The following is a 24,461-nucleotide window of genomic DNA, read 5'->3' as shown; positions in this document are numbered from 1 at the left end:
GCCCCGGCACTCGATCAGTGGTGGGTGGTGCACCCGCACCACCCACCCACCGAGCGGGTCAGTCGCCCTTGACGTTCACGAGCTGACGCAGCGTGTGCCGGATCGCCACAAGGTCGCCGGCGTCGGCCATGACGCGATCGATCGGCTTGTAGGCCTGAGGGATCTCGTCGATGAACGCGTCGGTGTCGCGGAACTCGATGCCGACCATCGCCTCACGCAGCTGCTCGTGCGAGAAGGTGCGCCGGGCAGCCGAGCGCGAGTACTCGCGACCCGCCCCGTGCGGCGACGAGTTGAGCGACAGCGGATTGCCGAGGCCCTCGACGACGTACGACGCGGTCCCCATCGAGCCGGGGATGAGGCCCGGCCGTCCGGCATCCGCCTGAATGGCACCCTTCCGCGACACCCACACCTGCTTTCCGAAGTGCTTCTCGGACTCCGTGAAGTTGTGGTGGCAGTTGATCCGCTCATGCTCGACGACGGTCTCACCGAGGAACTCCGACACCTGCCGTGCGACGCGGTCCATCATCTCCTCGCGGTTGAGGAGGGCGAAGTGCTGCGCCCACCGGAGCTCCCGGATGTAGCGCCGGAACTCTGGCGTCCCCTCGACGAGGTACGCGAGATCGGGGTCGGGCAGCTCGATCCACCACTGCTTCGCGAGGCGCTGGGCCACCGCGATGTGATGCGTCGCGATCTTGTTGCCGACACCCCGCGATCCGGAGTGGAGGAACATCCACACCCGATCGAGCTCGTCGACGGACACCTCGATGAAGTGGTTGCCCGATCCGAGCGAGCCGAGCTGCAGGCGCCAGCGTCCCGCGTACGTCTCCGGGTCGAACTCGGCCTTCTCGGCGAGCAGCTCGAGCTCGGCGACGCGCGGCTCGGCGGTGGCGACGATCTTCCGGTTGTCGCGACCGGCCGAGAGCGGGATCGCCCGCTCGATCTGCTCACGCAGCGGCGCGAGGTCGGACGGAAGCTGCGACCTCGTGAACTGCGTGCGAACGGCGATCATCCCGCATCCGATGTCGACACCGACGGCGGCGGGCATGATGGCACCGAGCGTCGGGATGACCGACCCGACCGTTGCCCCCTTTCCGAGGTGGGCATCGGGCATGAGCGCCAGGTGCGGGTGGATGAACGGCATGCGGCTCGACGTACGTGCCTGCTCGACGGTCTTCTCGTCGATCAAGCTCGCCCACGAGAGCAGCCGGTTGGAGAGCCTCTCCATGATCTCTTTCCTTGCGTGTGCGCCCCGGGATGTTCTTCCCTGGGCGCGGTGAAGCGGTGACCTCGGGCCCACGGCATCCCCCGCAAACGAGGAAACGCCCCGGACCTGAGCGGTGCGGGGCGTGAAGAGCGGATGCTGCTACACGACCGGCGCCGGAAGGGTCGACTCGTCGCGGTCCATGGGCTGATTGCCCAGGACCGGCGAGAAGCGGAGTTCGCGATACGCGCGCATCCGTCGCCCTTTCGGTTCACCTCGTGCTGCCGTGCCGGCGGCACAGCTCTGCGACGATAGCGTCATCTTTTCCCGCACGTCAAGACCGACCCCCTAGGCTGAGCAGCATGGCGACGAGACGAGGCGGCTGGCAGCGCGGACACACCGGCTGGGCCTTCGGCACTGCACTCATGTTCACCCTCGGGATCCTGTTCGGTCTCGTCTGGGGCAACGTCTGGCTCGGGATCCTCCTCGCGGGCGTCGTCTCGATCGGATGGCTCATCGCCTACGAGTCGTGGCGCGGCCGGGGCGTCGGTCTCGAGAACCGCGACGACGACGGCGCCCGACTCTGAGCCTCGTCGCAGCGCGACGATCTCACAGCGCCACCGCGGGTTGCCGCTGACATACTGAGCGCGTGACGGCAGCGAGCAGGGCGGAACGCACGGGAAAGCCGCGGCTCCTCTACGTCGAGGATGAGCAGGAGATCGCCGAGATCGTCATCGAGATGCTCGAGGACGACTACGAGATCGACCGCGCCGACTCCGGCGAGACGGCGTTGCGTCGCGCGCTCGGCGAGCGCTACGACGTGCTGCTCGTGGATCGCCGCCTTCCTGGCATGTCGGGTGTCGAGTTCCTCACCGCGGTCCGCACGGCCCGCATCTCCACTCCGGCTCTCATGCTGACGGCGTTGGGTGCGGTCGAGGATCGCGTGAGCGGTCTGGACGGCGGTGCCGACGACTATCTCGTCAAGCCTTTCGACTTCGCCGAGCTTCTCGCACGGCTGCGAGCGCTGCGTCGCAATCGCAGCGCGGGAGAGCGGCGCGAGATCGGCGCGTGGGTCTTCACTCCGCAGGCACAGGCTCTGTACGGCCCCGCGGAGGGGCGTGTGAGCCTCACGCGTGCCGAGACGGACCTCCTCGAACTGCTGACGTCGAGTCCGGAGCATGTCTTCTCTCGCAACGAGATCCTCGCGTCGGTGTTCCCGGGCGGCTCGGGAGCGACTGTCGACACCTACGTGCATTACGTCCGCCGCAAGTCCAGTCCCGAGATCATCGAGACGGTACGGGCGCGGGGATACCGCGCGGGCCAGCCGACATGAGCGGACGCGCCCACGCCGCCATCGCCGCTGACCGCCGTCGCGTCCAGAGGTCGGCGGTGCGTGCGGGGCTGTGGGTCGGCGGAGCCTCGGCGGCGATCCTCACGATCATCACGGTCGTGAGCATTGCGGCCTTGATCGCCACGTCACGCCCCGACCGGCGCCCTCCTCGCCCGGGCGACGGCGATGAACTCGGCCGGGTCGTCGACCTCGATGATGCGCTGCCCATCGCCATCGCTCTGGGAGTCATCGGGGTCATCGCGCTCGGGGTGATCGCGTGGTACGTCGCGCGCCGCGCTGCTGCGCCTCTCGCGGAAGCCCTCGAGGTGCAGCGCGCGTTCGTGGCGGATGCGAGCCACGAGCTGCGGACGCCTCTCACGACCTTGACGAGCCGGATCCAGCTCGCGGAGCATCGCGCCGAGCGCGGGGGCGATGTCACGGGAGCGCTTCGCGACCTGCGACGCGATGCTGCGGTGCTGGACGACGTCCTGACCGATCTCCTGACGGCGGCGGAAGCTGCGGGGAGCCGCGCACAGGACACGGCGGCGTGGGTCGACGTCGTCGATGCGATCGAGGATGCCACCGACATCATCCGCCCGGTGGCCGAGGCGGGCGGCATCCGGATCGAGCAGGATGCACCGCGGGGACTCATCGCCGCCGCCGACCGCCGAGCACTTCGCCGCGCTCTCGTGGCGCTGCTGGACAACGCGGTGCGGTACGCCCCCGCGACGACGGCGGTGCGGATCGATGCGCGCAGGGCCGGCCAGACGATCGAGCTCCGCGTGCGAGACCACGGGCCCGGGATCCGCGGGATCGACCCGGACCGGCTCTTCGAGCGCTTCGCGCGCGCCGCGGATACGCGCGAGAGGCCCGGATTCGGCCTCGGACTCGCGCTGGTGCGAGACGTCGCGATGAGGTTCGGGGGCAGCGTCGAGGTCGAAGAGACGTCGGCGGCGGGGACGACGTTCCTGTTGACGCTCCCCCTCGGGCGCGCGACGCGAGAAGCACCCGACTGAGTGGTGCACCAGGCGACGCTATGAGGTCACTGGGAAGACCCGGTTCTTGGCGCTCCCTTTGAATCCGCCCGCGACGCTGACGGCATGTCCGACAACAACGACAAGATCCCTGCTGAAACGCCCGCCGACGGCGGTGCCGCTCCCGCGACGCCCGAAGCCGCGGACGCTCCCCCTGCACCGTCGGCGGAGCCTGCCGCCGCGACGCTCCCCCTCCAGCCGACGCAGCCGACGCAGCCCGCGGGAGCGACCGAGCACCGACCGCTGTGGAAGCGCACAGGCGCACGCGTCGCGGCGGCATCCCTCGTCGCGGTTCTCCTGCTCGGCGGCGGGTTCGGCGCCGGGTGGGTCGCCGCCTCGGGAGCGTCGATGGCCCGGTCCGGATTCGCCGAGAACGGCGGCCCCGGCGTCGCCCCGTGGGACGACGGCGACGCGCCGGAGGGCGGAATGCCCGGCGGTGGTGTGCCGGGCCGCGGAGACGGCTCCGATCGGGGACAGGGCGTGCAGCCGGGCGCCCCCGGGACGCGGCCGGGACGCGATGACGAGGGCTCCGACACCGACGATGGCGACGACGGCTCGGGTACGGACACGCCGGACTCCGACTCGTAGAGCCTCGACGGCGGATGGGAGGCGAGGTCATGGTGACGCTGGTGCCGCCGGCGCGAGTCCGACCGACCGCGGTACGGCGACGGTCTCGACTCGCCCCCGGTCTGTGGCGCTTCGGAGCGATCCTCGCGCTGTGGGCCACGAGCCTCTTCGTCGTGTTCCTGTGGGTCGCCGGCGGCGGAGTCGATGCACTTGCCGGCGGCCCCGCTGAGGCCCTCGACAGCGCGGGAAGGCTGACGGGGCTCGTGGCCTCCAATCTCCTGCTCTACCAAGTCCTGCTGATGGCCCGCGTGCCGCTCTTCGAGCGCGGATTCGGCCGGGATGCGATCACCCGGATGCATCGCCTCGTCGGCTTCTGGTCGTTCACCCTGCTGCTGGCGCACATCGCACTGCTCGTCGCCGGCTACGCCGTCGCAGCGGGACTGGATCCACTGACACAGCTGTGGGAATTCGTCTGGGACTACCCGGGGATGCTCCTCGCGACGGCCGGCACGGGACTCCTCGTCCTCGTCACGGTGACGTCGATCCGCCGCGCGCGGCGGAAGCTGCGGTACGAGTCATGGCATCTGCTGCACCTGTACGCCTACCTCGGCGTGGGCCTCGCGGTGCCGCATCAGCTGTGGACGGGAGCCGACTTCCTCTCGTCGCCCGCCGCGACGGCGTACTGGTGGATGCTGTGGGTGACCGCAGCAGCATCGGTCATCGTCTTCCGGATCGCGGTGCCGCTGTGGCGTTCGATCCGCCACGACCTCCGCGTCGCGGAGGTGCGTCCCGACGGAACGAGCGGCGTGAGCGTGCGGATGCGCGGGCGCGACGTGAGCCGGCTCGGCGCGCGCCCGGGACAGTTCCTGGTGTGGCGCTTTCTCGACGGCCCGGGCTGGTCACGGGGACATCCCCTCTCCCTCGCCGCAGCCCCGCGGAATGACGAGCTGATGATCTCGGCTCGCATCGTCGGAGACGGCACGTCTCGTCTGTCGACCCTCGCGAGCGGCACGCGCGTGCTGATCGAAGGCCCCTACGGCGGGATGACGGGTGACCGGCGGACGGGAGCGAAGCTGCTCATGATCGGCGCCGGGGCGGGCGTCGCTCCCCTCGTGGCGCTGCTCGAGTCGGAGGCCTACGCCCCGGGTGAGGCGACGCTGATCGTCCGCGACTCGAGTCCGGACGAGGCCCTCCGCCGCGATGCCGTCGCTGACCTCGTCCGCACGCGCGGCGTCGTCCACGTCGGCCTCCCGGGTCATCGGGCGAGCACGGGGGCGCCGTGGCTGCCCGCGACGCACGCTGCCTGGAGCGGGCCCGACGTCTTCCGCCACGTCGCACCCGACCTCGAGGACTACGACGCGTTCGTCTGCGGTCCTGCCGCATGGATGGATGCCGTCTGCGGCGACCTGCGCACGGCAGGGCTGCCGGCATCCCGCATCCATACCGAGTCCTTCTCGATCTGACAGCACTCGAACGGTCACGGAGACATCATGAAGAAGATCCTGTTCGGCCTTCTCGCGACGATCAGCGGTGTCGTGCTGCTGTTCGGCTACCGCACCTCGCACGAAGCGGTCGCGGCGTCGAGCGCCGACCTCGCACCGGCCGCCGCGTCGGGATCCACCACGAGTGCCGGCGCGACCTCCTCCGGCGCGGCGGACGGCACCGGCACGATCTCCTCCGGCACGACGGACGGCACCGGCACGAGCACCCTCGCCGACGGGACGTACACCGGTGGGGCGGCGAGCACCCGGTACGGTCCGGTGCAGGTGGAGGTCACGGTGTCCGGCGGCGCGATCACGGACGTGCAGGTCCTCGAGTATCCCGATGGCAACGGCCGCGACCGCCAGATCAACGAACGCGCACTGCCGGTGCTCGTCTCGGAGACCCTCTCGGCCCAGAGCTCCGACATCGACATGGTGTCGGGTGCGACGTTCACGAGCCGGGGCTATCTCGACTCTCTCCAGAGCGCGATCGATCAGGCGCAATCGTGAACCGGATCGTGCGCACGGCTGACGTCTTGGGGACGATCGTGAGCGTGCATCTCGTCGGATGCTCGGAAGCCGCTGCCGACCGCGCCGCCGACGCCTGCGTCGCCGACCTGCGGCAGATCGATCGCATCTTCTCGCCCTACCTGCCCGACTCCGACGTGTCGCGCATCCGGCGCGGGGAGCTGCTCCCCGGCGAGGCTGACCCCCTCGTCCGCGAAGTCGAGGCCGCGTGTCTGCGCGCCGAGCGGCAGACCGGCGGCCTGTTCACCGCGTCGTGGAGAGGCGGCTTCGACCCGACGGGTCTCGTGAAGGGCTGGGGAGTCGAGCGGGCGGCACAGAGGCATCTGCACCCGCTGACCGAGAGGGGCGAGGCGGTTGCGGCGGCCATCGGTGTCGGAGGCGACGTGAGGGTGTTCACCTCCGATCACGCGGACTGGAACTGGAACGTCGGGATCGTCGACCCCCGCGACCGGTCCCGTGTTCTCGCGACAGTCACCGTGCGAGACGCCGGCATCGCGACATCGGGAACCGCCGAGCGCGGAGAGCACATTCTCGACCCGCGCACGGGGCGTCCCGCAACGAGCGCCGAGTCGGCCACTGTCATCGCAGAGACCCTCACGGATGCCGACGTGTGGGCGACGGCGGGCGTCGTCGCCGGGTTCGACGATCTCGCCTGGATCGCGCGCGCCCCGCAGACGACGGGGATCCTGGTCGCGCCCGACGGCCGTGTGCGCCGGTGGATCGACGCGTGCGAAGTCACGACATCGCCTACCGATCCCTCGCTCCTGCTGAGCGCATGATCCGGCGAGAGAGGTTCAGCCCCACCGGCTGAGCTTCTCGGGGTTGCGCATGATCCACACATCGGTGATGCGCTCGCCGCGCACGCCGAGTGTGATGACGCTGTGCGGTGCGCCGTCGAGAGTGACCGCGAACCCGAGTCCGTCAGGAGTGAGGGTCGGCGTTACCTGAGCGGCGGGCGCGAGTCGCGGAATGCCGAGCATGAACCGCGCGACCCGGTCTGCGCCGACGACGGGGCGTCGCGCGGCCGACACGTGGCCTCCCCCGTCGGCGCGGAGCACGACGTCGGGGTCGAGGACGGCGACGAGGGCCGTGACGTCCCCTGTCGCGCATGCAGCGGCGAACGCCTGCGCGAGCGCATCGTGCGTCGCGCGGCTCGCCGCCCCTGCTCGCCGCTCGCGGACCTGCGTGCGCGCCTGCGACGCGAGCTGGCGCGTCGCCTCGACCGAGCGTCCCACGGAGGCGGCGATCTCGGCGAACGGCATCCCGAACACGTCGTGGAGCACGAACGCGACCCGCTGCGCGGGGGTCAGTGACTCGAGCACGACGAGGAGCGCCGTCGAGACCGAGTCGTCGAGCGTCACGCGGTCGAGGGGGTCGGATGCCGCAGCCGCACCGCCGAACGGAGTCTCACCCGGCACGGGTTCGGGGAGCCACTCACCCACATACCTCTCCCGCCGAGCGCGCGCGGAGCCCAGCATGTCGAGGCAGACGCGGCTCGCGACGCGTGTCAGCCACGCGCCGGGAGAGCGGATCGCAGCGCGCTCGGCCTCCGGCATCCGGTACCAGCGCGCATACGTCTCTTGGACGGCATCCTCCGCGTCGGCGACCGTGCCGAGCATGCGGTAGGCGAGCCCCAGGAGCTGATGCCGCTCGGCGTCGAGCGCGCGCGGGTCGAGGTCGTCGGTCATGCGGAGGTTCCCTTCGAGCACAGTATCCACTCCTCCCCCACCGACGACGTAGCCGTCCGGATCGTGAGCCTCACGTTCCCGTCGCCTGCATCGTCGGTGAAGTGACAGTCATCACCGACCGTGGAGGAACACCTCATGAGAATCGCCACCGCCACCGCCATCGCCGCCTCCTCACCGGGTGGCGGGCAACGGGCCCGCCCTAGACTCTCGATCGTGCGACACGGGTTGGCGGCGACGGATGTGCACGACGCGGTGCGCTCATGAGGATCGCCGTCGCAGGTGGCACGGGCATTTCCGGCACGCACGTCGTCGACGTCGCACGCGAGAACGGGCACGACGTCGTCCTTCTCACGCGCGAGCACGGCGTCGATCTTCTGTCGGGGGCGGGACTTCGACGGGCGATCACGGGCGCCGAGGTCGTCATCGACATGTCGAATCCGTCGGCGACGTCGACGGAAGAGGTCATCGGCTTCTTCGCCGGTGCGACGAGGTCGCTTCTCGCGGCGGAACGTCGCGCGGGGGTGTCGCATCACGTCGCGGTGTCGATCGTCAACGTGGATGCCGCGCCCGAGGAGTACTACGCGGGGAAGCTCGCCCAGGAGCGGATCATCGCCGAGGGCGACGTGCCGTGGACGCTCCAGCGCACGACGCAGTTCCACGAGTTCTCCGCGCAGGTGTTCGCGCGCGCCGTCGTCGGCGGTCTGCATGTCGCCCCGGGCGGTCGCGTGCAGCCGATCGCGGCCCGCGAAGTCGCCGAGCGGCTTGTCGCGCTCGCGGAGGCGGGGCCGCAGGGGCGGGCTCCCGACCTGGCGGGGCCGCGGGAGGAGAGCCTCGCCGCGATGGTGCGCGCCTACGCTCGCGCGATCGGGCACCGCGGCTGGCTTCCGCCGGTGCCCCTGCCGGGCGCGATCGGGCGCGCGATGCGCCGCGGCGCTCTCCTACCGGGCCCCGACGCCCAGATCGGACGTCAGACGTTCGCCGAGTGGCTCGACGCTCTCCCGAACGTGTGAGCTACATCTCCTCGTGGTGGTTCGGGTCGCCGTCCCACAGCCGCCCCCGCTCGAGCGCCGAGATGGCGTCGATCTCGGCGGGGGTGAGCGCGAAGTCGAAGACGTCGGCGTTCTCGCGCTGACGCTCGGGGTCGGCCGACTTCGGGATCGGGGTCGCGTCGAGCTCGACATGCCAGCGCAGGACGACGCGCGTCGGCGTCACATCGTGCGCGGCCGCGATCTCGCCGATGACGTCCTCCGTGAGGAGTTCCGAACGGCGCGCGAGCGGGCTCCAGCTCTCCGTGCGGATGCCGTGCTCGGCGTGGAAGGCGCGGAGCTCCCCCTGCGGGAAGTACGGGTGCAGTTCGACCTGGTTGACGGCGGGAGTGACGCCCGTCTCGTCGATGAGGCGCGTGAGCATCTCCGGAGTGAAGTTCGAGACGCCGATCGACCTCACGAGTCCCTTCTCGCGCGCCTCGATCAGGCCTTCCCACGTCTCGAGCCACTTTCCGACGCTCGGGTTGGGCCAGTGGATGAGCTGCAGGTCGATGCGATCGAGCCCCAGGGTCGCGAGCGACTCCTCGATGCTGCGCACGGACTCCTGCCGCCCATGGTGCCTGCCGGGGACCTTCGAGGTCACGAGGAGCTCGTTGCGATCGAGGCCGCTCCGTCGCACCGCTTCGCCGACCTCCCGCTCGTTGCCGTAGTTGACGGCCGTGTCGAGCAGTCGGTAACCCGCTTCCGTTGCGGCGACCATCGCGGCGATGCCGTCGTCGCCCGTGAGCTTGTAGGTGCCGAGACCGAGCTCGGGGAACCACTGGCCGTCGTTGAGTGTCACGGTGGGGATGTTCAGCATGTCTCCATCTTGCTCCTCCCCCTCGTCGAACGGCGTCGAGATCGACGCGAAGACGCGAGCATGGGAGGATGCGCGGATGACCGCAGTGCAGCATCCCCTCCGCGACGACGCCGACGCCGACGGCGATCGGGTCGTCCTCGCGGTCGACCTCGGCGGCACGAAGGTGGAGGCCGGACTCGTCACCGCCGACGGCGACGTGAGGACCGAGAGCGTGCATCGTGCGCCGACGGGCCGCGAGCGCAGCGCCGACGAGATCCTCGACGCCGTGGGGCGGGTCGCGGCATCCGCCCTGTCCGCCCGCCGCACGTCTGACCGGCTCGTCGGCGCGGGGATCGGCTCGGCGGGGCCCGTCGACCTCGTCGCGGGAACCGCATCACCCCTCAACCTCCCCGCCGCCGAAGGCCTCCCGCTCGTGACGCTCGTCCGGGGGCTCGTCGACGCGCCCGTGCGCCTGGCACTCGACGGCACGTGCATCGCTCTCGCCGAGCATGCTTTCGGTGCCGCCCGGGGGGCGCGCAATGCGCTCGCGATGGTCGTATCGACGGGCGTCGGCGGCGGGCTCATCATCGACGGGATGCCGGTGACCGGCGTCTCGGGAAACGCGGGCCACCTCGGCCAGACGCGCCTCCGCGGACGGAGCGAGTCCGAACCCGCGACAGTCGGGACGCTCGAAGCGATCGCTTCCGGCCCGTCGTCGGTCGTGTGGGCGCGATCGCAGGGGTGGCACGGTGACACGGGCGAGGCCCTCGCGGAGGCATACGGCGCGGGCGACCCGATCGCGGTCGCCGCCGTCCGCCGTTCGGCCGGTGCCGTCGGCGAAGCCATCGCGAGCACCTCGACGCTCCTCGACCTCGATGTCGCCGTCATCGCGGGCGGGTTCGCCGCCGTCGCTCCCGACTACCTGGATCTCGTGCGGGCGTCGGCCGACGCGAGCACGGTGTTCTCCTACGCGAAGCGCGTGCGGATCGTGGCATCCGGTCTCGACGGCCGCGGCCCCCTCGTCGGCGCTGCCGCCCTCGCACTGCGCTGAGCCGCCCTCGCGCTGCGCTGAGCCGCGGCCTCCGTCGGCCGGCCGTGCCTACGCGTGCTCGACGACGTCGCTCGGGAACTCTACGACCGATGCGGCAGGCGTGAGGGACTGCGCCGCGTCGAGAGCGCGGAAGAGATCGGCGGCGAGATCGTCGACGTGCTCCAGTCCGATCGACAGCCGCACGATTCCCGCGCCGGGCTTGGCTTCACCCGCGACAGGACGGTGGGTGAGGGATGCCGGATGCTGCACGAGCGAGTCCACTCCGCCGAGAGAGACGGCGTGGGTGACGAGGTCGCAGGCTTCCGTGAAGCGGGCCGCGGCGTCGTATCCGCCCGCGAGATCGATCGCGATGATCGCGCCGGGCCCCGCGAGCTGGCGCCCGAGGAGTCCGCGCGGATCCTGCCCGGGGAGGCCGGGGTAGAACACACGGGCGACGGCGTCGTGCGCGCTCATGCGCTCCGCGAGGATGCCCGCCGTCTCCTGCTGCGCACGCACGCGAACGGCGAGCGTCCGAAGACCGCGGTGCAGGAGGTACGCGGCGAACGGATGCAGCAGCGCCCCCGTCAGCGCGCGGACCCGCCGCAGCCGCTCGACCCAGTCGCGCGGGCCCGCGATGACCCCGCCCATGACGTCGCCGTGACCACCGAGGTACTTCGTCGCACTGTGCAGCACGAGCGTCGCGCCGTGTTCGATCGGGCGCTGCAGGACGGGAGTGGCGAACGTGTTGTCGACGAGCACGGGAACATCGCCCGCCTGAACCGCGACGGCGGCGATGTCGACGAGCTCGAGCGTCGGATTGGCGGGGGTCTCCACGATCACGAGGCCCGTGTCGGGCCGGAGGTGCCGAGCGATGTCGTCGGGAGTCGTCCAGCTGACCTCGGTGCCGAGCAGACCGCTCTCCAGGACGTGGTCGGTGCCGCCGTAGAGGGGACGCACCGCGACGACGTGCGGCTTCCCCGCCGAGACGGTCGCGATGAGGCACGCCGTGAGCGCGGCCATCCCGCTCGCGAAGGCGACCGAGCCGTCCGCTCCCTCGAGATCGGCGAGCGCCTCTTCGAAGCGGGCGACACCGGGCTGCCACAGACGCTGGTAGACGGCGCTCCCTTCTCGCGGGAGGTCGCCGCCCCCGGCCAGCTCTTCGTAGGACTGCCCGCCGCGCTCGACGTCGGGAAGAGGGAAGGTCGTCGACAGATCGATGGGCGGAACGTGCGAACCGGCGTCGCGGAGGCCCGCGTTTCCTCCGTGGACGGCGCGGGTCTCCCAGTGGTGTTGCTCATGCTGCATATGCTCAGATCAACAGATCCTGGCATCGTCTGCAATCATCGTTCAAGGATGGCATCTGTGGATGCTGAATCATCGAAGGTTCTGCGAAAGAAGAAGGGAAACCTCGCCTCCATGGCACGAAAGATCGAGCTCGATGGAACGGATCGCGCGCTTCTGCGCGCCCTGTCCGAGAACGCCCGCGCGTCGGGCGCTGCCCTCGCCTCAGCCCTCTGTGTCGCGGAGTCCACGGTCTCGCTGCGCCTGCGCCGCCTGCAGCGCGAAGGCGTCATCCGCGGCTACCGCGCCGAGTTCGATACGTCGCGCATCGGAGCGACCGTCCAGGCGCTCATCGCCATCCGGCTCGTCAAGCACGCGCGCGCCGAGATCGAGGCGTTCCGGCGCGCAGCCCCCTCTTACCCTGGCGTCATGGGCCTCTTCCACATGGCGGGCGCCGACGACTTCCTCCTCCACGTCCTGGCGCGCGACGCCGACGAGCTGCGCGAGTTCGTCCTGACGTACCTGACGGGCCACCCCGCCGTCGCGCACACCGAGACGAACCTCGTGTTCGAGCACGCCGACGCACCCGGGTGGCAGAGCCTCCTCGACGGGTGACGCGCGTCAGACTGGTGCGGCCCCGTACAACCGGGCGATGTCGGGCGAGTCAAACCACCCTTCGTAGGTGGGCCGGCTCGGCCATCCGACCGGCGAGTCCTGCCATTCCTCCTGCCGGCCCCACGGCAGAAGGTCGATGAGCGGGAACTCGTGGCTCAGCTGCTCGGTCCCTCGACCGTCGGTGTGCCACGTGCGGTAGACGGTGTCGCCGTCGCGCAGGAAGACGTTGACGGCGAAGCCGCCGCCCAGGGGGGCACCCATGTCCTCACCGAACGGGCTGTCGGCCGTCGAGTACCAGTCCATGCGGTTCCCGACCTTCTCGCGATACGCGAGCGCCTCGTCGATCGTGCCCTGCGTGACGATCACGAAACGCGCGTCGTACCGCTCGAGGAAGTCCAGACGCGTGTACTGCGACGTGAATCCGGTGCACCCGCCGCACTGCCACTCTTTTCCGGGCGACCACATGTGGTTGTAGACGATGAGCTGCGAGCGCCCTTCGAAGACGTCGACGAGACGCACGGGCCCATCGGGTCCCACGAGGGTGTAGTCGGGCAGCTCGACCATGGGGAGCCGGCGGCGCTGCGCCGCGATGGCATCGAGCTCGCGCGTCGCGGCCTTCTCGCGCACGCGCAGGGCGTCGAGCTCGCGCCGCCAGGTGGCCTGATCAACGATCGGCGGGAGTGCCGTGGCATCCGTCATCTCTTCTTCTCCGTCCCGCGCGCTATCGCACGCTCGATCTGAGGTCGTCCCCCGCATCCGAGATCGCGGATGCCGCGCCCGTATCCCCGCTCCGGCCCTCGTGCTCGGCCTCCGCCTCGATCGACGGCGGCGCCTCGGCATAGGCCCGCGACAGCGCGCGATACGGCTTCGAGACGAAGGCGAGCAGCACGACGACGAGGAGCAGGGCGCTCGCACCGACGAAGGCGAGCGCGATGCCCCGCGCCTCGCCCGCGCCGAGCAGCCAGCCCCACGTCGCACTGCCGGCATCGGTCTGCATGTACGGGATCAGCCAGAACTGCGCGATGGGCCCCACGAGGAAGGAGGAGACGGGGGCGGCGGCCGACTCGATGCTCGCGGCGAAGCCGAAGACCCTCCCCTGCTTCTCGAACGGGACGACGCGCTGCACGATGGTCTGCTCCGAGGCCTCCGCGATCGGCATGAGGCACATGAAGACGAGGATGCCGAGGGCGTAGAGCCACCACACTTCGCGGATCGCGAAGGTCATGCCGAGCAGGGCGATGCCGATGTTGACGAGGAGGAGTGTGCGCACGGGGTTCTTGCCCAGCCCGAACTTCGCCACGAGGGCGCCGCCGATGATGAATCCGAAGCTCGTGATGCCCAGCACGATCCCCCAGATCTCGACGTCGAAGAGCGTCAGGCCATAGGGGTCCATGAGCGCCATGAAGACGCCCCCGACGAGGTTGTTGAACGTCGAGAACAGGATGAGGGCGAGAAGGCCCGGCACCGCGACGACGGCGGGGATGACACCACGGAAACCCGCGCGGGCGGGACCTCCCTCGACGTGCGCGATGCCACGTTCGGGAATCGGGACGAAGAGCAGGTGGACGAGCGCGAGGCCCGTCGCGACGATCGCGATGACGACCGTCCAGCCCATGCCGAGGAGACCGATCGAGAGTCCCGAGAAGACGCTCGTCACCATGAAGGCGATGCCGTGGACGGCGCCGACGAGGCCGTTCGCGCGGTCGCGGCGGTCGGCGGGAACGAGCAGCGTGACGGTCGTCGACAGAGCGATGTTGCGGAGGTTCTCCACGACGCCGCCGATGAGGATCACCCCCGCGAAGACCCAGAACCACGGTCCACCCCAGTTGACGAGCACGGACTCGGGGAAGGAGAGGTAGAGCGCGCCGGCGAGGAGGTAGGCGATGAGGGTCACCATGCTCGAGAGCACCATGACGGCCTTCTTCTTCATGCGGTCGACGAGGACGCCGAAGCCGACGCCGAAGACCGCGACGAGCAGCATGTACGAGCCGCCGATGATCGCCGTCGCGAGCACGGAGCGTGTCTCGAGATACGCCCAGAACGTGAGCGCCCACCACAGATAGCTGGACGTGACGTTCGCGACGGCCGTGTTGACGAGCACCTGGTAGAAGTTGCGCAGCGTGCGCGCCCCCGGCAGCGCTGACGTGTGCTCGGTCGTCATGACACTCCTCGGGCTGGGCGGGTGCTCGCGGGACGGTGGGCTATCCTCGATGTGGACACCGTTCACATCTGATGTGGACACCGTACACACTCTGAGAAGGGCACGCAACGGTTTGAGCGAGGCGCGGACGTATCACCACGGCGACCTCAAGGAAGCGCTCATCGCCGAGGGCCTCTCCCGCGCCCGCGAGGGCGGGCCCTCCGCCGTCACGCTCCGTGAGGTGACGCGGGCCGTCGGCGTCGCTCCGAACGCTGCCTACCGCCACTTCGCCGACCGCGACGATCTCGTCCGGACGGTCGCCGGCCGGTCGCAGCTCGCCCTCGCGCGCGCGATCTCTGACCGGGTCGCGAACACGCCCCCGGGCCTCGGCCCCGCCGAAGCGTCGATCGAGCGGCTCCGCCGGGTCGGCCTCGCCTACATCGACTTCGCACGAGAAGAGCGCGGATGGTTCGAGCTGGCGTTCTTCACGCAGGACACGCAGGCCAACGACGGCATCGTGACACTCGACGATGAGGTCGTGGCGCCCTTCCGGCTGCTGATGGACACGCTCGACGGAATGGTCGCCGCGGGCGCCCTCGATCCTGCCCGCCGACCCCTCGCCGAGTGGGCGTGCTGGTCATCCGTCCACGGGTTCGCCGACATCGCCGTCCACGGACCCGTGCGCTGGCAGCCCGAGCCGGTCATCGACGCGCTCGCGGCGGCCGTCGTGGAGGCGGCCATCACGGGCGTGAGAGGAACGGCCCAGCCGCCCGCGTGAACCGCCGCGGCCTCGTCAGGCGTCGGCCCAGGCGGTGTCCGCGCGAGCGATCGCATCCGCGATGCGGGCGCGGTGCGCGGCATCCGGATGCTCCCGCGCGAGCCGTCGCGCCTCCTCGGGGCCCCGCGGGTCGTCGTGACCGTAGAGGGCGAAGACGTAGGCGTCGTCGTAGTGCTCCCACGGTTCCGCGAGTGCGACCAGCTCCGGCACGCTCGCGATCGCGACGGTCCCGATCGCGCCACGCAACTGCACGAACTCGTCCTCCGCGGCGATGGCGGCGCGGAGAAGGGATGCCACGCGCTCCCCTCCGATCCCCAGGAGCGTGAACCACGCCTCGTCGCGCACCGCGTCCCACTCCTGCTGGTCGACGACGACCGCCCACAGCGGATCCACCAGGGCGGCATCGCGCGAACCGGCTCGCGACGCGGCGATCGCCACCCACCCCGCAGCCCACGGCGGCAGTTTCCCGAGCAACCCGACCAGCACGGATGCGAGCGGCTCGTCGATGCCGCCCGAGAGCGGTGGCATCGCTCGGCGCGGAACCGCGCCGTCGGCGACGACCGCCCAGTGGTAGACCCAGTCCGCCTGGGCATACGCGGAAGTCATCCCGCCCCACGGGAGCACCGCGAGGAGCGAGACATCGGCGACGATGCTCGCGTCGGCCACCGGATCCTCGACGAGCGCGAGGATCCGCTCCGCAACCCACTCGCGGTGCCGCAGCGAGAGTCCGTCGACATCGCCGACAGGTGTGCGGGCGCCGGACATCCACACGAGCGCCCAAGCGACGAGTCTCGGGTCGGCGCCCCCGGTATGCAACCCGATGAGCGCATCCCACACCGTCGCCTTGTCTTCGGCGGCGAGACCGCCGACGCCGGCCGGCTGGATCGCGTCGGGGGTTTCCGCGCCCCCGAGCGTCCCGTGGGCGCGGAAGGCGAGTTCGACGATCTCAAGGAGCGCCTCGCTCCGCCGGATATCGGTCTGCGCTGTCAGCGCGCGCTGCAGACTCGTCGCGAGAAGACGCGAGACGTCATCGAGCGGCAGATCGGCCCGAAAGATGTGCTCCGAGAGACCCGCGGCCCAGTTCCTCGCCGGGCGACTGTCGGCACCGCGCAGGATCCCGATGACGTCGTCACGCCACGGCGACGCGAGTAGCCTTCGGATGGCCTCGGACCATCCCGCTGGCCGACGGGCTCCCTCGAGCGCATCCACTGCCGTCTCGATCAGGCGGTGGGAGACCTCGGGCGACACCGTGAGCGGACTCGCCGACGCGAGACCCGTGAGCCCCACCCCGAGAACGTCGAGCGTCCCCTGCGATGTGTCGCCCGAGGGGCGGGTGATGAAGACCGACAGGAGCTCGTCGACGGATGCCGCGGGCTCGACACCGAACCAGCGCGCGTCGAGGCTCGCTGACTCGGCCGCGTCGATCACGTGCGGCAGCGTCTCCATCCACTGGGGCGGGAGGTCGCTCCCATCGAAGGAGGGGCCGACGACGTCGCGGACGTCGTCGACCGCGCGGCCGCTTTCGGCCCAGCGGTGCACGATTGCGCGTCCGGCGAAGTACCCCTGGAACGACTGGTGGAAGAACGCGAACATGCGTTGCGGGATACCGCGCCGTCGTGGCCCGTCGCCGACGTCGACGAGCAGGCCCGTCGACAGGACGGCGGCGAGGAACGCGTAGGGCGTGCGACGGGGCGCGACCGAAGGGAAATCGTCCAGCTCGAGGGCATCGAAGCGGCGCAGCATCGCGGCGATGTCCGACTCCGCCACCTCCACGATGCCGCGCCGGGCCATACCCAGTGCGACGTGTTCGAGCCGCGGGAAGACCTCGTCGACCCTGAGAGGCGGAGTGACGTCGCGTTCTCGCTCGATGGTGCGTTCCAGGATCTTCCGATAGAGCTCGCGCAGCTTGTCCGGGAGCCGGCCGCCCGCATCCATCTCCTCCACCAGCAGCGAGAGGGCGAAGACAGTGTCGGCCAGGCCCGCTGACGCACCGCCGGCCGCCAGCGCGTCGCGAAGGCCCGCGTACAGTTCGGCGCGGTCCGGATCGGCATCCGCCCACGCATCCAGGAGCGCACGCTGCGCCGCGCCGTCGAGGCTTGCGATCGAGTACTGGCGCGAAGGTCGCCGGCCGAGTCCTCCTTCGCCCGAGAGACGCGCAAGACGCTCAGCGAGACGCATGACCGCACCCTCGGAGCCGGGCTCCCGTGTCGTCACGACGACGCGAGAGCGTTCCGAGAGCGTTGACGTGAGGCGCGCCGTGAACTGCGAGCGTCGCGCCCCGTCGGCGATCTCGTTGAGGCCGTCCAGGGCGAGGAGGGCTCGACCCGTCACGAGATCGTCGACCATTCGCTCCCGCAGCGCCGCCCGCTCCCGACCGGGCAGGTCGGGGATCGCACTCGCCGCGTTCTCCACGAGCGCACCGAGCAGGTCGGTGGAGCCGTCGAGCACGGCGTCCGGAAGGGTGCGGCACAGAACATAGACGGGGACTCCGGACGGCTCGACGAGCTCGCGGCGCACGAGCCACTGGAGGATCGTCGACTTGCCGGTGCCGGGACCTCCCGTCAGGACGAAGCTCTCCCCCCGATCGAGCGACCCGACGGTCATCGCGTCGGGCGCCTTGCCGTCCGTCCGGCGCCGCGCGAGCGGCATCGCGTCGACGGCGGACTGATCGGTGGCGAGGTCGATGCCGACGTGCGGCATCGTGGCGGTGGACTCGCCGAGTCGGAGTGCGAGCTCGGCCAGAAGGGCCTCGACGTCGATGGGTTCGCCGTCGGCAGCGCCCGTGCCCGACATCGCCGGTGTCGTCGAGGCATCCGCCCAGACCGCGAGACGGCGAAGGATCTCGCCGTGCTGCGCGACCTCGAGCTTGATGTCGATCGCGACGGACTCCGTGCGCCGGGTCGTGCGGTCGACGTCGGCCAGGAGCGCCGAGAGCGCATCGATCTCGACGGCGACGCGCTCGACGGCCCGCTCGATGCTCTCGAGGTGCTCGACGAGAAGCGCAGAGGCGGGCCCGACTTCGTTGCGGACGGCGTCGCGCACGACATCGGGATCGAATGCTGCGGATGCCGCGAGGGTATCGAGCCGATCGGCGAGCGCCGCGCGGCTGTTCATCTCGACCTTCTGCGCGAGAACGCTGTCGTGGGCGATGAGCGCCTGGAACCTCAGGCAGTAGGCCCCGTACAGGGTGATCTGTTCGATGGCATCGGTTCGCGGATCGACCGCCGACCAGCCGTGTCGCACCGCCTCGTCGATGAGGGCCGGGACGGGGGGAAGCCGCGACTCCCGGAGCGCACCGAGGGCGCTTTCGTGGAAGGCATCCAAGAGGTCGCCGTCGATCTTCGCCGCCGCGACGCTCTCGAGCGCGTGAAGCGCGAGCGGATCAGCGCTCCAGCCGTCGATCCAGTCGTCGTCCTCGAGCAGGCGCTCGAGACTGCGGCACCATTCGAGGACAGAGCGGGGCTCGGCCGCACCGAACCCCGCCGTCGCCGGCGGGCGGGCGAGGATCGCGCGGCTGAAGAGCGAGCGTGACGCGGACGGCTCGCCCTCGAGCTTCGGGAGTGCCTGCGCGATGAGGTACTCGAACGCGAATCGCGTGCTCTCGCGGTGGGCACGCTCGATGTCGTGGTTCTCCGGGAGCCGGATGCGGCCGTTGCCCAAACGCGTCGTGATGGCCTTGACGGCGGCATCCGTGGCTCTGTTGGACACCCGATCCACGACGATCCCGAAGATCGTCTCGCCGGCGAACGCCAGCATGAGGCCGAGGAACACGGGCACCCTCCCCAGATAGCGCTACCGTCTGCGAGTTCGACGGCGGCGCCGATCCCTCCTCGTGAGGATGCCAGAAGAGGGCCGCTTCACGCGAGGGTTTCGTCCGGGGAGGGCGCATCCCGAGGCCGTGTCACCAGGTCGAGTCGCCGCGGATGACGGCGTCGGACCCCCCGTCGATGAAGACGACCTGGCCGCAGAGGTGCGCGTTCTCGACGCTCACGAGGAACGCCATGAGCTCGGCGACATCGCGGGGCCCGAAGATGCCGTTGAGGGGCATCGGGACCATCTGGAGGAGCGCGGCCTTCGCCTCGTCGGTCGTCGTGAGGTCGGCGGTCATCGGGGTCGAGACGACTCCCGGCGCAACGGCGTTGAGCGCGATCCCGGCACCCGCCCATTCCGGCGTCGGCGCGTGGCGCCGCACCCAGCGGGCGAGCGCACGCTTCGATGTCCCGTAGATGAGGTTCGCCTCCTCCGGTGTCCCGCCTGCGAGCGCGGCCGCGCGCGCGAGTGCCGCGTCTTCGTCGTCGGCGAGGAACGCGTCGAGCAGCGCCTCGTCGGGCGGATACAGGGACGCCATGGATGCCGTCGCGACAGCGCGGGGAGACGGCGACTCGGCGAGGAGCGGACGCAGTCCCGTCAGGGTCGCCACCGCGCCGAAGTAGTTGACGGCGGCCGTCGCGACGGTCGGCGATGCGAGGCCGGCGTTGGCGATGACGGCGTCGACGGTGCCGCCCGAAAGGTCGGTGACACCCGATACGAGCGCCGCCCTCCCGTCAGCCGTCGTGAGATCGACCTCGACATCCGCGTGGGCGATGTCGACTCCGATGACGCGATAGCCGCGATCACTGAGAAGCTCTGCCGTCGCCTTGCCGATTCCGCTCGCCGATCCGGTGATGACAACTGTCCGAGACATGGTGTTCCCTTCGTCACGAGGACGGCCCTCCGGGGGGAGGACGCTCTCCCTGCCTCCATCCTTCCATGTGGTCTGACCACATGGAAGAGCCCTCGTGCAGCGCTGGTCCCGGCCCCTCGTAGACTGTCCGGAGGCTTTTCGAGAGGTGGCAGACGGCGATGGCCGACATCGAGGTGAGGCTGCGCCGCCTCCTGAAGGTGAATGCCGCCGTCGTGGGGCACCTCCACGTGCGGTCGGTGCTGACACGACTCACGGCGTCGGCACTCGAGCTCACGGGTGCCGCCTCCGCCTCCGCCCGCGTCCAGGGCGATCCGGGCCCTCCGATCGAGGCACGCAGCTCCCACCCCACCTCCTCCGATCCCGCGGGAGAGACCGTCGACGTCCCCCTGTCGGTGCGAGGCGAAGTCTTCGCGCACCTGGCGGTCACCGGCCCGCCCGCCGGGCACTGGAGCGACGACGACATCGAGCTGCTCCACGCTCTCGCCGCGACGGCGGGGATCGCCCTGGACAAGGCGCGCACGTACGAGGCCACGCGCCAGCGCGAGCGCTGGGCCCAGGCGAAAGCCGATGTCCGCGCCGCCGCCTCGCCGGACGACGCGATCGGCATTCTCCTCGGAGCGCTGCCCGATCTCGCCCGCGCCGAGTTCGCCGTTCGGGCGCGCGTCGACGTCGACCGGTCGCTCGTCTTCGACGCCCCGAGCACCGTCCCCCTGCAGCGGCTCCCGGCCGACCATCCCCTCACGACGGCTGTCCGCGCGGGCGACGTCACCGTCGTTCCGCGCAACGTCCTGACGCGCGTCCCCGGTTCGGGCGAGGCGCTCGTGCTCCCCTCGGGAGAGCCGGGGACGGCCGTCGTCGTCGTGCGGCCCGAAGACGCGGCATCCCTCGATGCCGACGACATCGAGCGTCTGAGCGAACTCGTCGACGAAGCCGCCGGTGCGTCGACTCCGGATGCCGCCGACCCCGGGCTCTTCGAAGAACTCACGCCCCGCGAACGGGACGTGCTGCTCTTGATCGCCGACGGGATGTCGAATCGACAGATCGCCGAGCGACTGTTCCTCAGCGAGAAGACCGTCAAGAACAACGTCACCGCGCTCCTTCGCAAGATGGGCATGGAACGCCGAACACAGGCCGCCGTCTACGGAGCGCAGCTCCGCGACACCCAGGAGAGACCATGACCCCGAAGACCATCGTCATCACGGGCGCCTCCGACGGGATCGGAGCGGCGGCCGCCCGGCAACTCGCACCGGCCGGGCACCGGCTTCTCGTCGTCGGGCGCGACCGGACGAAGACCGAGACGGTCGCGCGCGACACCGGTGCGGAGCCCTTCGTCGCGGACTTCGCGCGCCTCGACGACGTGCGCGCGCTCGCGGAGCAGCTGCGGGATGCAGCCGGACCCGACGGCATCCACGTGCTCGCCAACAACGCGGGCGGGATCTTCGGCGACCGGACCCCGACCTTCGACGGCTACGAGAAGACGTTCCAGGTCAACCACCTCGCCCCCTTCCTGCTGACGAACCTCCTCATGCCGGAGCTTTGCCGAGCTCGCGCGGCGATCATCAACACGTCGAGCGTCGCGAACCGGCTCTTCGCGCACCTCTCGCTCGACGACCTCGACAACCACCGCGCGTTCAGCGCCAACAAGGCCTACGGAGACGCCAAGCTCGCGAACATCCTCTTCACGAAGAGCCTGCACGCCAAGTTCCACGCGGAAGGGATCTCGTCGGTCGCGTTCCACCCGGGAACCGTGCGGACGAACTTCGCCGCCGATACGACGAGCCGCATGCGCGTCGTCTACCGGGGCTTCCTCGGCAAGATCTTCCTCATCGGCACCGACAAGGGCGGCGAGAATCTCGTGTGGTTCATCGAGGGCACGCCGGATGCCACGTGGATCTCGGGCGAGTACTACGACCGGAAGAAGCGGACCGACAAGATCAATCCGCAGGCGACCGACGCCGCCCTCGCCGAAGCGCTGTGGCAGCGCAGCGCCGAGCTCGTCGACCTCGCGTAATCCCTCGGCGTCCGCGCCGTGTCGGGCTCCGACCCGCGAGAAGACTCAAACCGCACGCTAGGGAGCCGAAATCTCGCAGTTCGGGTCTTCTCGCGGGCCGGGCGACAACACTCCCGCTAGCGCGACGATGTGGCCGCCTTTGCGCTCGGTCCGTCGGATGCTGCCCGGTGCAGCATCCTGCTCGACGAGTCGCCACGCGCGCGAGCGGATGTCGGAGCCGCCCGCGGCGCACGCGAGCCGTGCGAGCGGCGAGAGGATCCGCCAGCGTCCTGTCGGCGGCTGCATGTCGACGACGCACGCGCGCCCGCCGATGCGCAGGAGCGAGCGGGCGCGCCGCCACGCCTCCTCGCGCTCGTCGATGACGCTGAGGGCGTAGGTCGTGAGGAGCGCGTCGGCGTGCCTGCGTCCGCGTTCGGCCGCGATGACGTCGCCGACCAGCGCGGGATCCAGCGTCGCGGCATCCGCCGTCACAAGCCGTACGCGGTCCCGCCATCCGTGAGCGTCGATGCGGCGCTCGGCCATCGCGAGCATGTCGCCGCTGCGGTCGATACCCACCACGAGTCCCTCGGGGCCCACGGCGTCCGCGAGGGCCGGGAAGTTCAAGCCGGTTCCGCACCCGAGATCGACGACGACCTCGTCGCGCTGAGGAGCCAGGAGATCCATGCCCGCTGCGCGTCCGGCGCCGTAGATCCAGCGCTCCCCCGACAGGACGTCGTACCACCGCGCGCCCGCGCCATAGCGCTTCAGCAGCGTCGCCATCCGGCCCCCCGTCCCCGGACCACTCTAGGCTTCCGGCATGACCGCTTCGCATCGCCGCCCCGGACGCACACTCACGGCGCGGGAAGCCGCCGCCACGACGTGGGACCTCGTCGTGATCGGCGCCGGGAGCGCCGGACTCGTCGCGGCACGCAGCGCCGCCGTGCTGGGCGCGCGGGTTCTCCTGATCGAGTCGGGCCGGTTCGGCGGCGAGTGCCTGCACACCGGTTGCGTCCCCTCGAAGGCCCTCATCGCGGCAGCCCACGCGGCGCACACGGCGCGCACGAGCGGTCGCGTGGGCGTCCACGTCGACGACGTCACCGTCGACTTCTCCGCCGTCATGGCGCACGTCCGCGAAGCGATCCGCACGATCGAGCCGGTCGACTCGCCCGACGCCCTCACGCGTGACGGCATCCACACCCTCGCGGGTCGCGCGCGCTTCGACGGCGAACGGTCGCTCGTCGTGGACGGCGGCCGCATCCGGTTCCGGGATGCCGTCCTCGCGACGGGGAGCTCACCCGTGCTGCCCGACGTGCCGGGGGCGGGCGCGGTGGAGATCCTCACGAACGAGACCTTCTGGGAGCTGGAAGACCTTCCTGCGCGGTTCCTCGTGCTCGGCGGCGGAGCGATCGGCTGCGAACTCGCGCAGGCGATGGCGCGCCTCGGCAGTGCCGTCACGCTCGTCCACCGGGGCCCGCGCCTCCTGCCGAAAGAGGAGCCCGCGGCGAGCGCCCTCGTCCTCACGGCCCTCCGAGCCGACGGCGTCGACGTGCGGCTGAACGCGACCGCCGACGCGTTCGAGCCCGCGGCCTCCGGCGGGGTCGCGCGCCTGTCCGACGGGAGCGAGGTCGGCTTCGATCGGATGCTGGCTGCTCTCGGCCGCCGAGTGGCGTCGGCCGACCTCGGGCTCGATTCGGCCGGCATCCGTCTCGACGATGGCGGATCCGTCGCCGTGGATGCCGCCCTCCGCACGTCCAATCCGCATGTCCGGGCCGCCGGCGACGTCACGCCGCTCCCGCGCTTCACCCATACGGCGGGGGTGTTCGGGAGCACGGCTGCCACGAACGCCGTGCTGGGCCTTTCGCGCAAGGCCGACCTCGACGTCGTCCCACGCGTGACGTTCACATCACCCGAGGTCGGCGCCGTCGGTGTCGCGCCGGGCGATGCGCACGCCCTCGGCATGCGCGTCCTCGTCCAGGATCATGCGCACGTCGACCGTGCGATCAGCGAGTCAGACACCGCCGGCCGCACGAGCATCGTCGTGGACCGCCGAGGTCGTGTGACGGGCGCCAGCATCATCGGCCCGAGAGCGGGCGAGTCGCTCGCCGAGTACACGACGGCTGTCCGGGCGGGACTCGACGTCCGCCGACTCGCAACGACGACGCACGCCTACCCGACCTACTCCGACGCGGGGTGGAACGCCGTCGTGAAAGAGGCACAGCGGGGTCTTCGGACGGGCATCGTGGGCGCCGCGATCCGTCTGCTCGCGGCCGTGCACCGCCGATGGGGGTGA

Annotated in this window: 24 protein-coding genes; 14 read left to right on the top strand and 10 right to left on the bottom strand. The window is 70.7% G+C overall.

The genetic code is table 11. The features are described from left to right. Positions 1 to 58: 58 nt before the first annotated feature. Complete coding sequence (locus FBY39_RS06985) at positions 59 to 1,225, bottom strand: RtcB family protein (RefSeq protein ID WP_141931375.1); 1,167 nt, start codon at positions 1,223 to 1,225, stop codon at positions 59 to 61. 338 nt (positions 1,226 to 1,563) lie between these two features. On the opposite strand from FBY39_RS06985, the gene FBY39_RS06980 reads away from it, so the two are divergent. From FBY39_RS06980 to FBY39_RS06950, 7 genes are all read left to right on the top strand, one after another. Then, positions 1,564 to 1,788, top strand: coding sequence for a hypothetical protein (locus FBY39_RS06980; RefSeq protein WP_141931373.1), 225 nt, complete (start codon positions 1,564 to 1,566; stop codon positions 1,786 to 1,788). Positions 1,789 to 1,850: 62 nt separating this feature from the next. Then, positions 1,851 to 2,534 (top strand): response regulator transcription factor, encoded by a 684-nt coding sequence (locus tag FBY39_RS06975; protein ID WP_260837475.1) that lies wholly within the window; start codon positions 1,851 to 1,853, stop codon positions 2,532 to 2,534. Beyond that, positions 2,531 to 3,547 (top strand): sensor histidine kinase KdpD, encoded by a 1,017-nt coding sequence (locus FBY39_RS06970; RefSeq protein WP_141931372.1) that lies wholly within the window; start codon positions 2,531 to 2,533, stop codon positions 3,545 to 3,547. The genes FBY39_RS06975 and FBY39_RS06970 overlap by 4 nt, the downstream gene beginning before the upstream one ends. Before the next feature lie 84 nt (positions 3,548 to 3,631). Then, positions 3,632 to 4,153, top strand: a complete 522-nt coding sequence (locus tag FBY39_RS06965) for a hypothetical protein (RefSeq protein WP_141931369.1) — start codon at positions 3,632 to 3,634, stop codon at positions 4,151 to 4,153. Positions 4,154 to 4,182: 29 nt separating this feature from the next. Next, positions 4,183 to 5,595, top strand: a complete 1,413-nt coding sequence (locus tag FBY39_RS06960; RefSeq protein WP_141931367.1) for a ferric reductase-like transmembrane domain-containing protein — start codon at positions 4,183 to 4,185, stop codon at positions 5,593 to 5,595. 27 nt (positions 5,596 to 5,622) lie between these two features. Continuing rightward, positions 5,623 to 6,123, top strand: coding sequence for an FMN-binding protein (locus FBY39_RS06955; protein WP_141931365.1), 501 nt, complete (start codon positions 5,623 to 5,625; stop codon positions 6,121 to 6,123). Then, on the top strand, positions 6,120 to 6,920 hold the full coding sequence (locus tag FBY39_RS06950) for an FAD:protein FMN transferase (RefSeq protein WP_260837474.1): 801 nt from the start codon (positions 6,120 to 6,122) through the stop codon (positions 6,918 to 6,920). The genes FBY39_RS06955 and FBY39_RS06950 overlap by 4 nt, the downstream gene beginning before the upstream one ends. Before the next feature lie 15 nt (positions 6,921 to 6,935). Here the strand turns inward: FBY39_RS06950 and sigJ are convergent, their stop codons facing one another. After that, positions 6,936 to 7,829: an RNA polymerase sigma factor SigJ gene (sigJ, locus tag FBY39_RS06945; RefSeq protein ID WP_141931363.1), complete on the bottom strand. Its 894-nt coding sequence runs from the start codon at positions 7,827 to 7,829 to the stop codon at positions 6,936 to 6,938. Next, positions 7,826 to 7,990, bottom strand: a complete 165-nt coding sequence (locus FBY39_RS16590; protein WP_222115672.1) for a hypothetical protein — start codon at positions 7,988 to 7,990, stop codon at positions 7,826 to 7,828. Before FBY39_RS16590 ends, sigJ begins: the two co-directional genes overlap by 4 nt. Positions 7,991 to 8,089: 99 nt before the next feature. Here FBY39_RS16590 and FBY39_RS06940 point away from each other — a divergent pair, with 99 nt between their 5' ends. Further along, a complete protein-coding gene (locus FBY39_RS06940; RefSeq protein WP_141931360.1) occupies positions 8,090 to 8,839 on the top strand; it encodes an SDR family oxidoreductase in 750 nt (249 codons plus the stop codon). Between the two features lies 1 nt (position 8,840). Here FBY39_RS06940 and FBY39_RS06935 read toward each other — a convergent pair whose 3' ends face one another. Further along, the gene (locus tag FBY39_RS06935) at positions 8,841 to 9,674 is read right to left on the bottom strand and encodes an aldo/keto reductase (RefSeq protein WP_141931358.1); all 834 of its coding nucleotides are present in this window, start codon (positions 9,672 to 9,674) and stop codon (positions 8,841 to 8,843) included. A gap of 76 nt (positions 9,675 to 9,750) precedes the next feature. Between FBY39_RS06935 and FBY39_RS06930 the strand changes: the two genes are divergently transcribed. Further along, positions 9,751 to 10,704, top strand: coding sequence for an ROK family protein (locus tag FBY39_RS06930; protein ID WP_141931356.1), 954 nt, complete (start codon positions 9,751 to 9,753; stop codon positions 10,702 to 10,704). A gap of 48 nt (positions 10,705 to 10,752) precedes the next feature. Here the strand turns inward: FBY39_RS06930 and FBY39_RS06925 are convergent, their stop codons facing one another. After that, positions 10,753 to 11,988, bottom strand: a complete 1,236-nt coding sequence (locus FBY39_RS06925; protein ID WP_141931354.1) for a PLP-dependent aspartate aminotransferase family protein — start codon at positions 11,986 to 11,988, stop codon at positions 10,753 to 10,755. A gap of 111 nt (positions 11,989 to 12,099) precedes the next feature. Here FBY39_RS06925 and FBY39_RS06920 point away from each other — a divergent pair, with 111 nt between their 5' ends. Continuing rightward, entirely contained in the window at positions 12,100 to 12,579 is a 480-nt protein-coding gene (locus FBY39_RS06920) for an Lrp/AsnC family transcriptional regulator (protein WP_141931352.1), read from the top strand. A gap of 6 nt (positions 12,580 to 12,585) precedes the next feature. Here the strand turns inward: FBY39_RS06920 and FBY39_RS06915 are convergent, their stop codons facing one another. Together FBY39_RS06915 and FBY39_RS06910 are read right to left on the bottom strand one after the other, a co-directional pair. Beyond that, positions 12,586 to 13,278 (bottom strand): DUF899 family protein, encoded by a 693-nt coding sequence (locus FBY39_RS06915; RefSeq protein ID WP_141931350.1) that lies wholly within the window; start codon positions 13,276 to 13,278, stop codon positions 12,586 to 12,588. Between the two features lie 22 nt (positions 13,279 to 13,300). Continuing rightward, positions 13,301 to 14,740 carry an MFS transporter gene (locus FBY39_RS06910; protein ID WP_141931347.1) on the bottom strand — a complete coding sequence of 480 codons (1,440 nt, stop codon included), beginning with the start codon at positions 14,738 to 14,740 and terminating at the stop codon, positions 13,301 to 13,303. A 112-nt stretch (positions 14,741 to 14,852) separates the two neighbouring features. On the opposite strand from FBY39_RS06910, the gene FBY39_RS06905 reads away from it, so the two are divergent. Further along, the gene (locus FBY39_RS06905) at positions 14,853 to 15,497 is read left to right on the top strand and encodes a TetR/AcrR family transcriptional regulator (RefSeq protein ID WP_260837473.1); all 645 of its coding nucleotides are present in this window, start codon (positions 14,853 to 14,855) and stop codon (positions 15,495 to 15,497) included. A 15-nt stretch (positions 15,498 to 15,512) separates the two neighbouring features. Here FBY39_RS06905 and FBY39_RS06900 read toward each other — a convergent pair whose 3' ends face one another. Both FBY39_RS06900 and FBY39_RS06895 read right to left on the bottom strand, forming a co-directional pair. After that, complete coding sequence (locus FBY39_RS06900) at positions 15,513 to 19,274, bottom strand: NACHT domain-containing NTPase (protein WP_222115671.1); 3,762 nt, start codon at positions 19,272 to 19,274, stop codon at positions 15,513 to 15,515. Positions 19,275 to 19,398: 124 nt separating this feature from the next. After that, positions 19,399 to 20,181, bottom strand: coding sequence for an SDR family oxidoreductase (locus FBY39_RS06895; protein WP_141931341.1), 783 nt, complete (start codon positions 20,179 to 20,181; stop codon positions 19,399 to 19,401). A gap of 158 nt (positions 20,182 to 20,339) precedes the next feature. On the opposite strand from FBY39_RS06895, the gene FBY39_RS16835 reads away from it, so the two are divergent. After that, a complete protein-coding gene (locus tag FBY39_RS16835) occupies positions 20,340 to 21,359 on the top strand; it encodes a LuxR C-terminal-related transcriptional regulator (protein WP_222115670.1) in 1,020 nt (339 codons plus the stop codon). Next, positions 21,356 to 22,192: an SDR family NAD(P)-dependent oxidoreductase gene (locus tag FBY39_RS06885; protein ID WP_141931338.1), complete on the top strand. Its 837-nt coding sequence runs from the start codon at positions 21,356 to 21,358 to the stop codon at positions 22,190 to 22,192. Before FBY39_RS16835 ends, FBY39_RS06885 begins: the two co-directional genes overlap by 4 nt. A gap of 57 nt (positions 22,193 to 22,249) precedes the next feature. Here FBY39_RS06885 and FBY39_RS06880 read toward each other — a convergent pair whose 3' ends face one another. Continuing rightward, complete coding sequence (locus tag FBY39_RS06880; protein ID WP_141931336.1) at positions 22,250 to 22,951, bottom strand: class I SAM-dependent methyltransferase; 702 nt, start codon at positions 22,949 to 22,951, stop codon at positions 22,250 to 22,252. A gap of 37 nt (positions 22,952 to 22,988) precedes the next feature. On the opposite strand from FBY39_RS06880, the gene FBY39_RS06875 reads away from it, so the two are divergent. Then, positions 22,989 to 24,461 (top strand): NAD(P)/FAD-dependent oxidoreductase, encoded by a 1,473-nt coding sequence (locus tag FBY39_RS06875; RefSeq protein WP_141931335.1) that lies wholly within the window; start codon positions 22,989 to 22,991, stop codon positions 24,459 to 24,461.

This window comes from Microbacterium sp. SLBN-146 (assembly GCF_006715145.1).
GTDB lineage: Bacteria > Actinomycetota > Actinomycetes > Actinomycetales > Microbacteriaceae > Microbacterium.
Note: the sequence above shows the minus strand (reverse complement) of the source record. Positions and strands in the feature narration are given on the sequence as shown.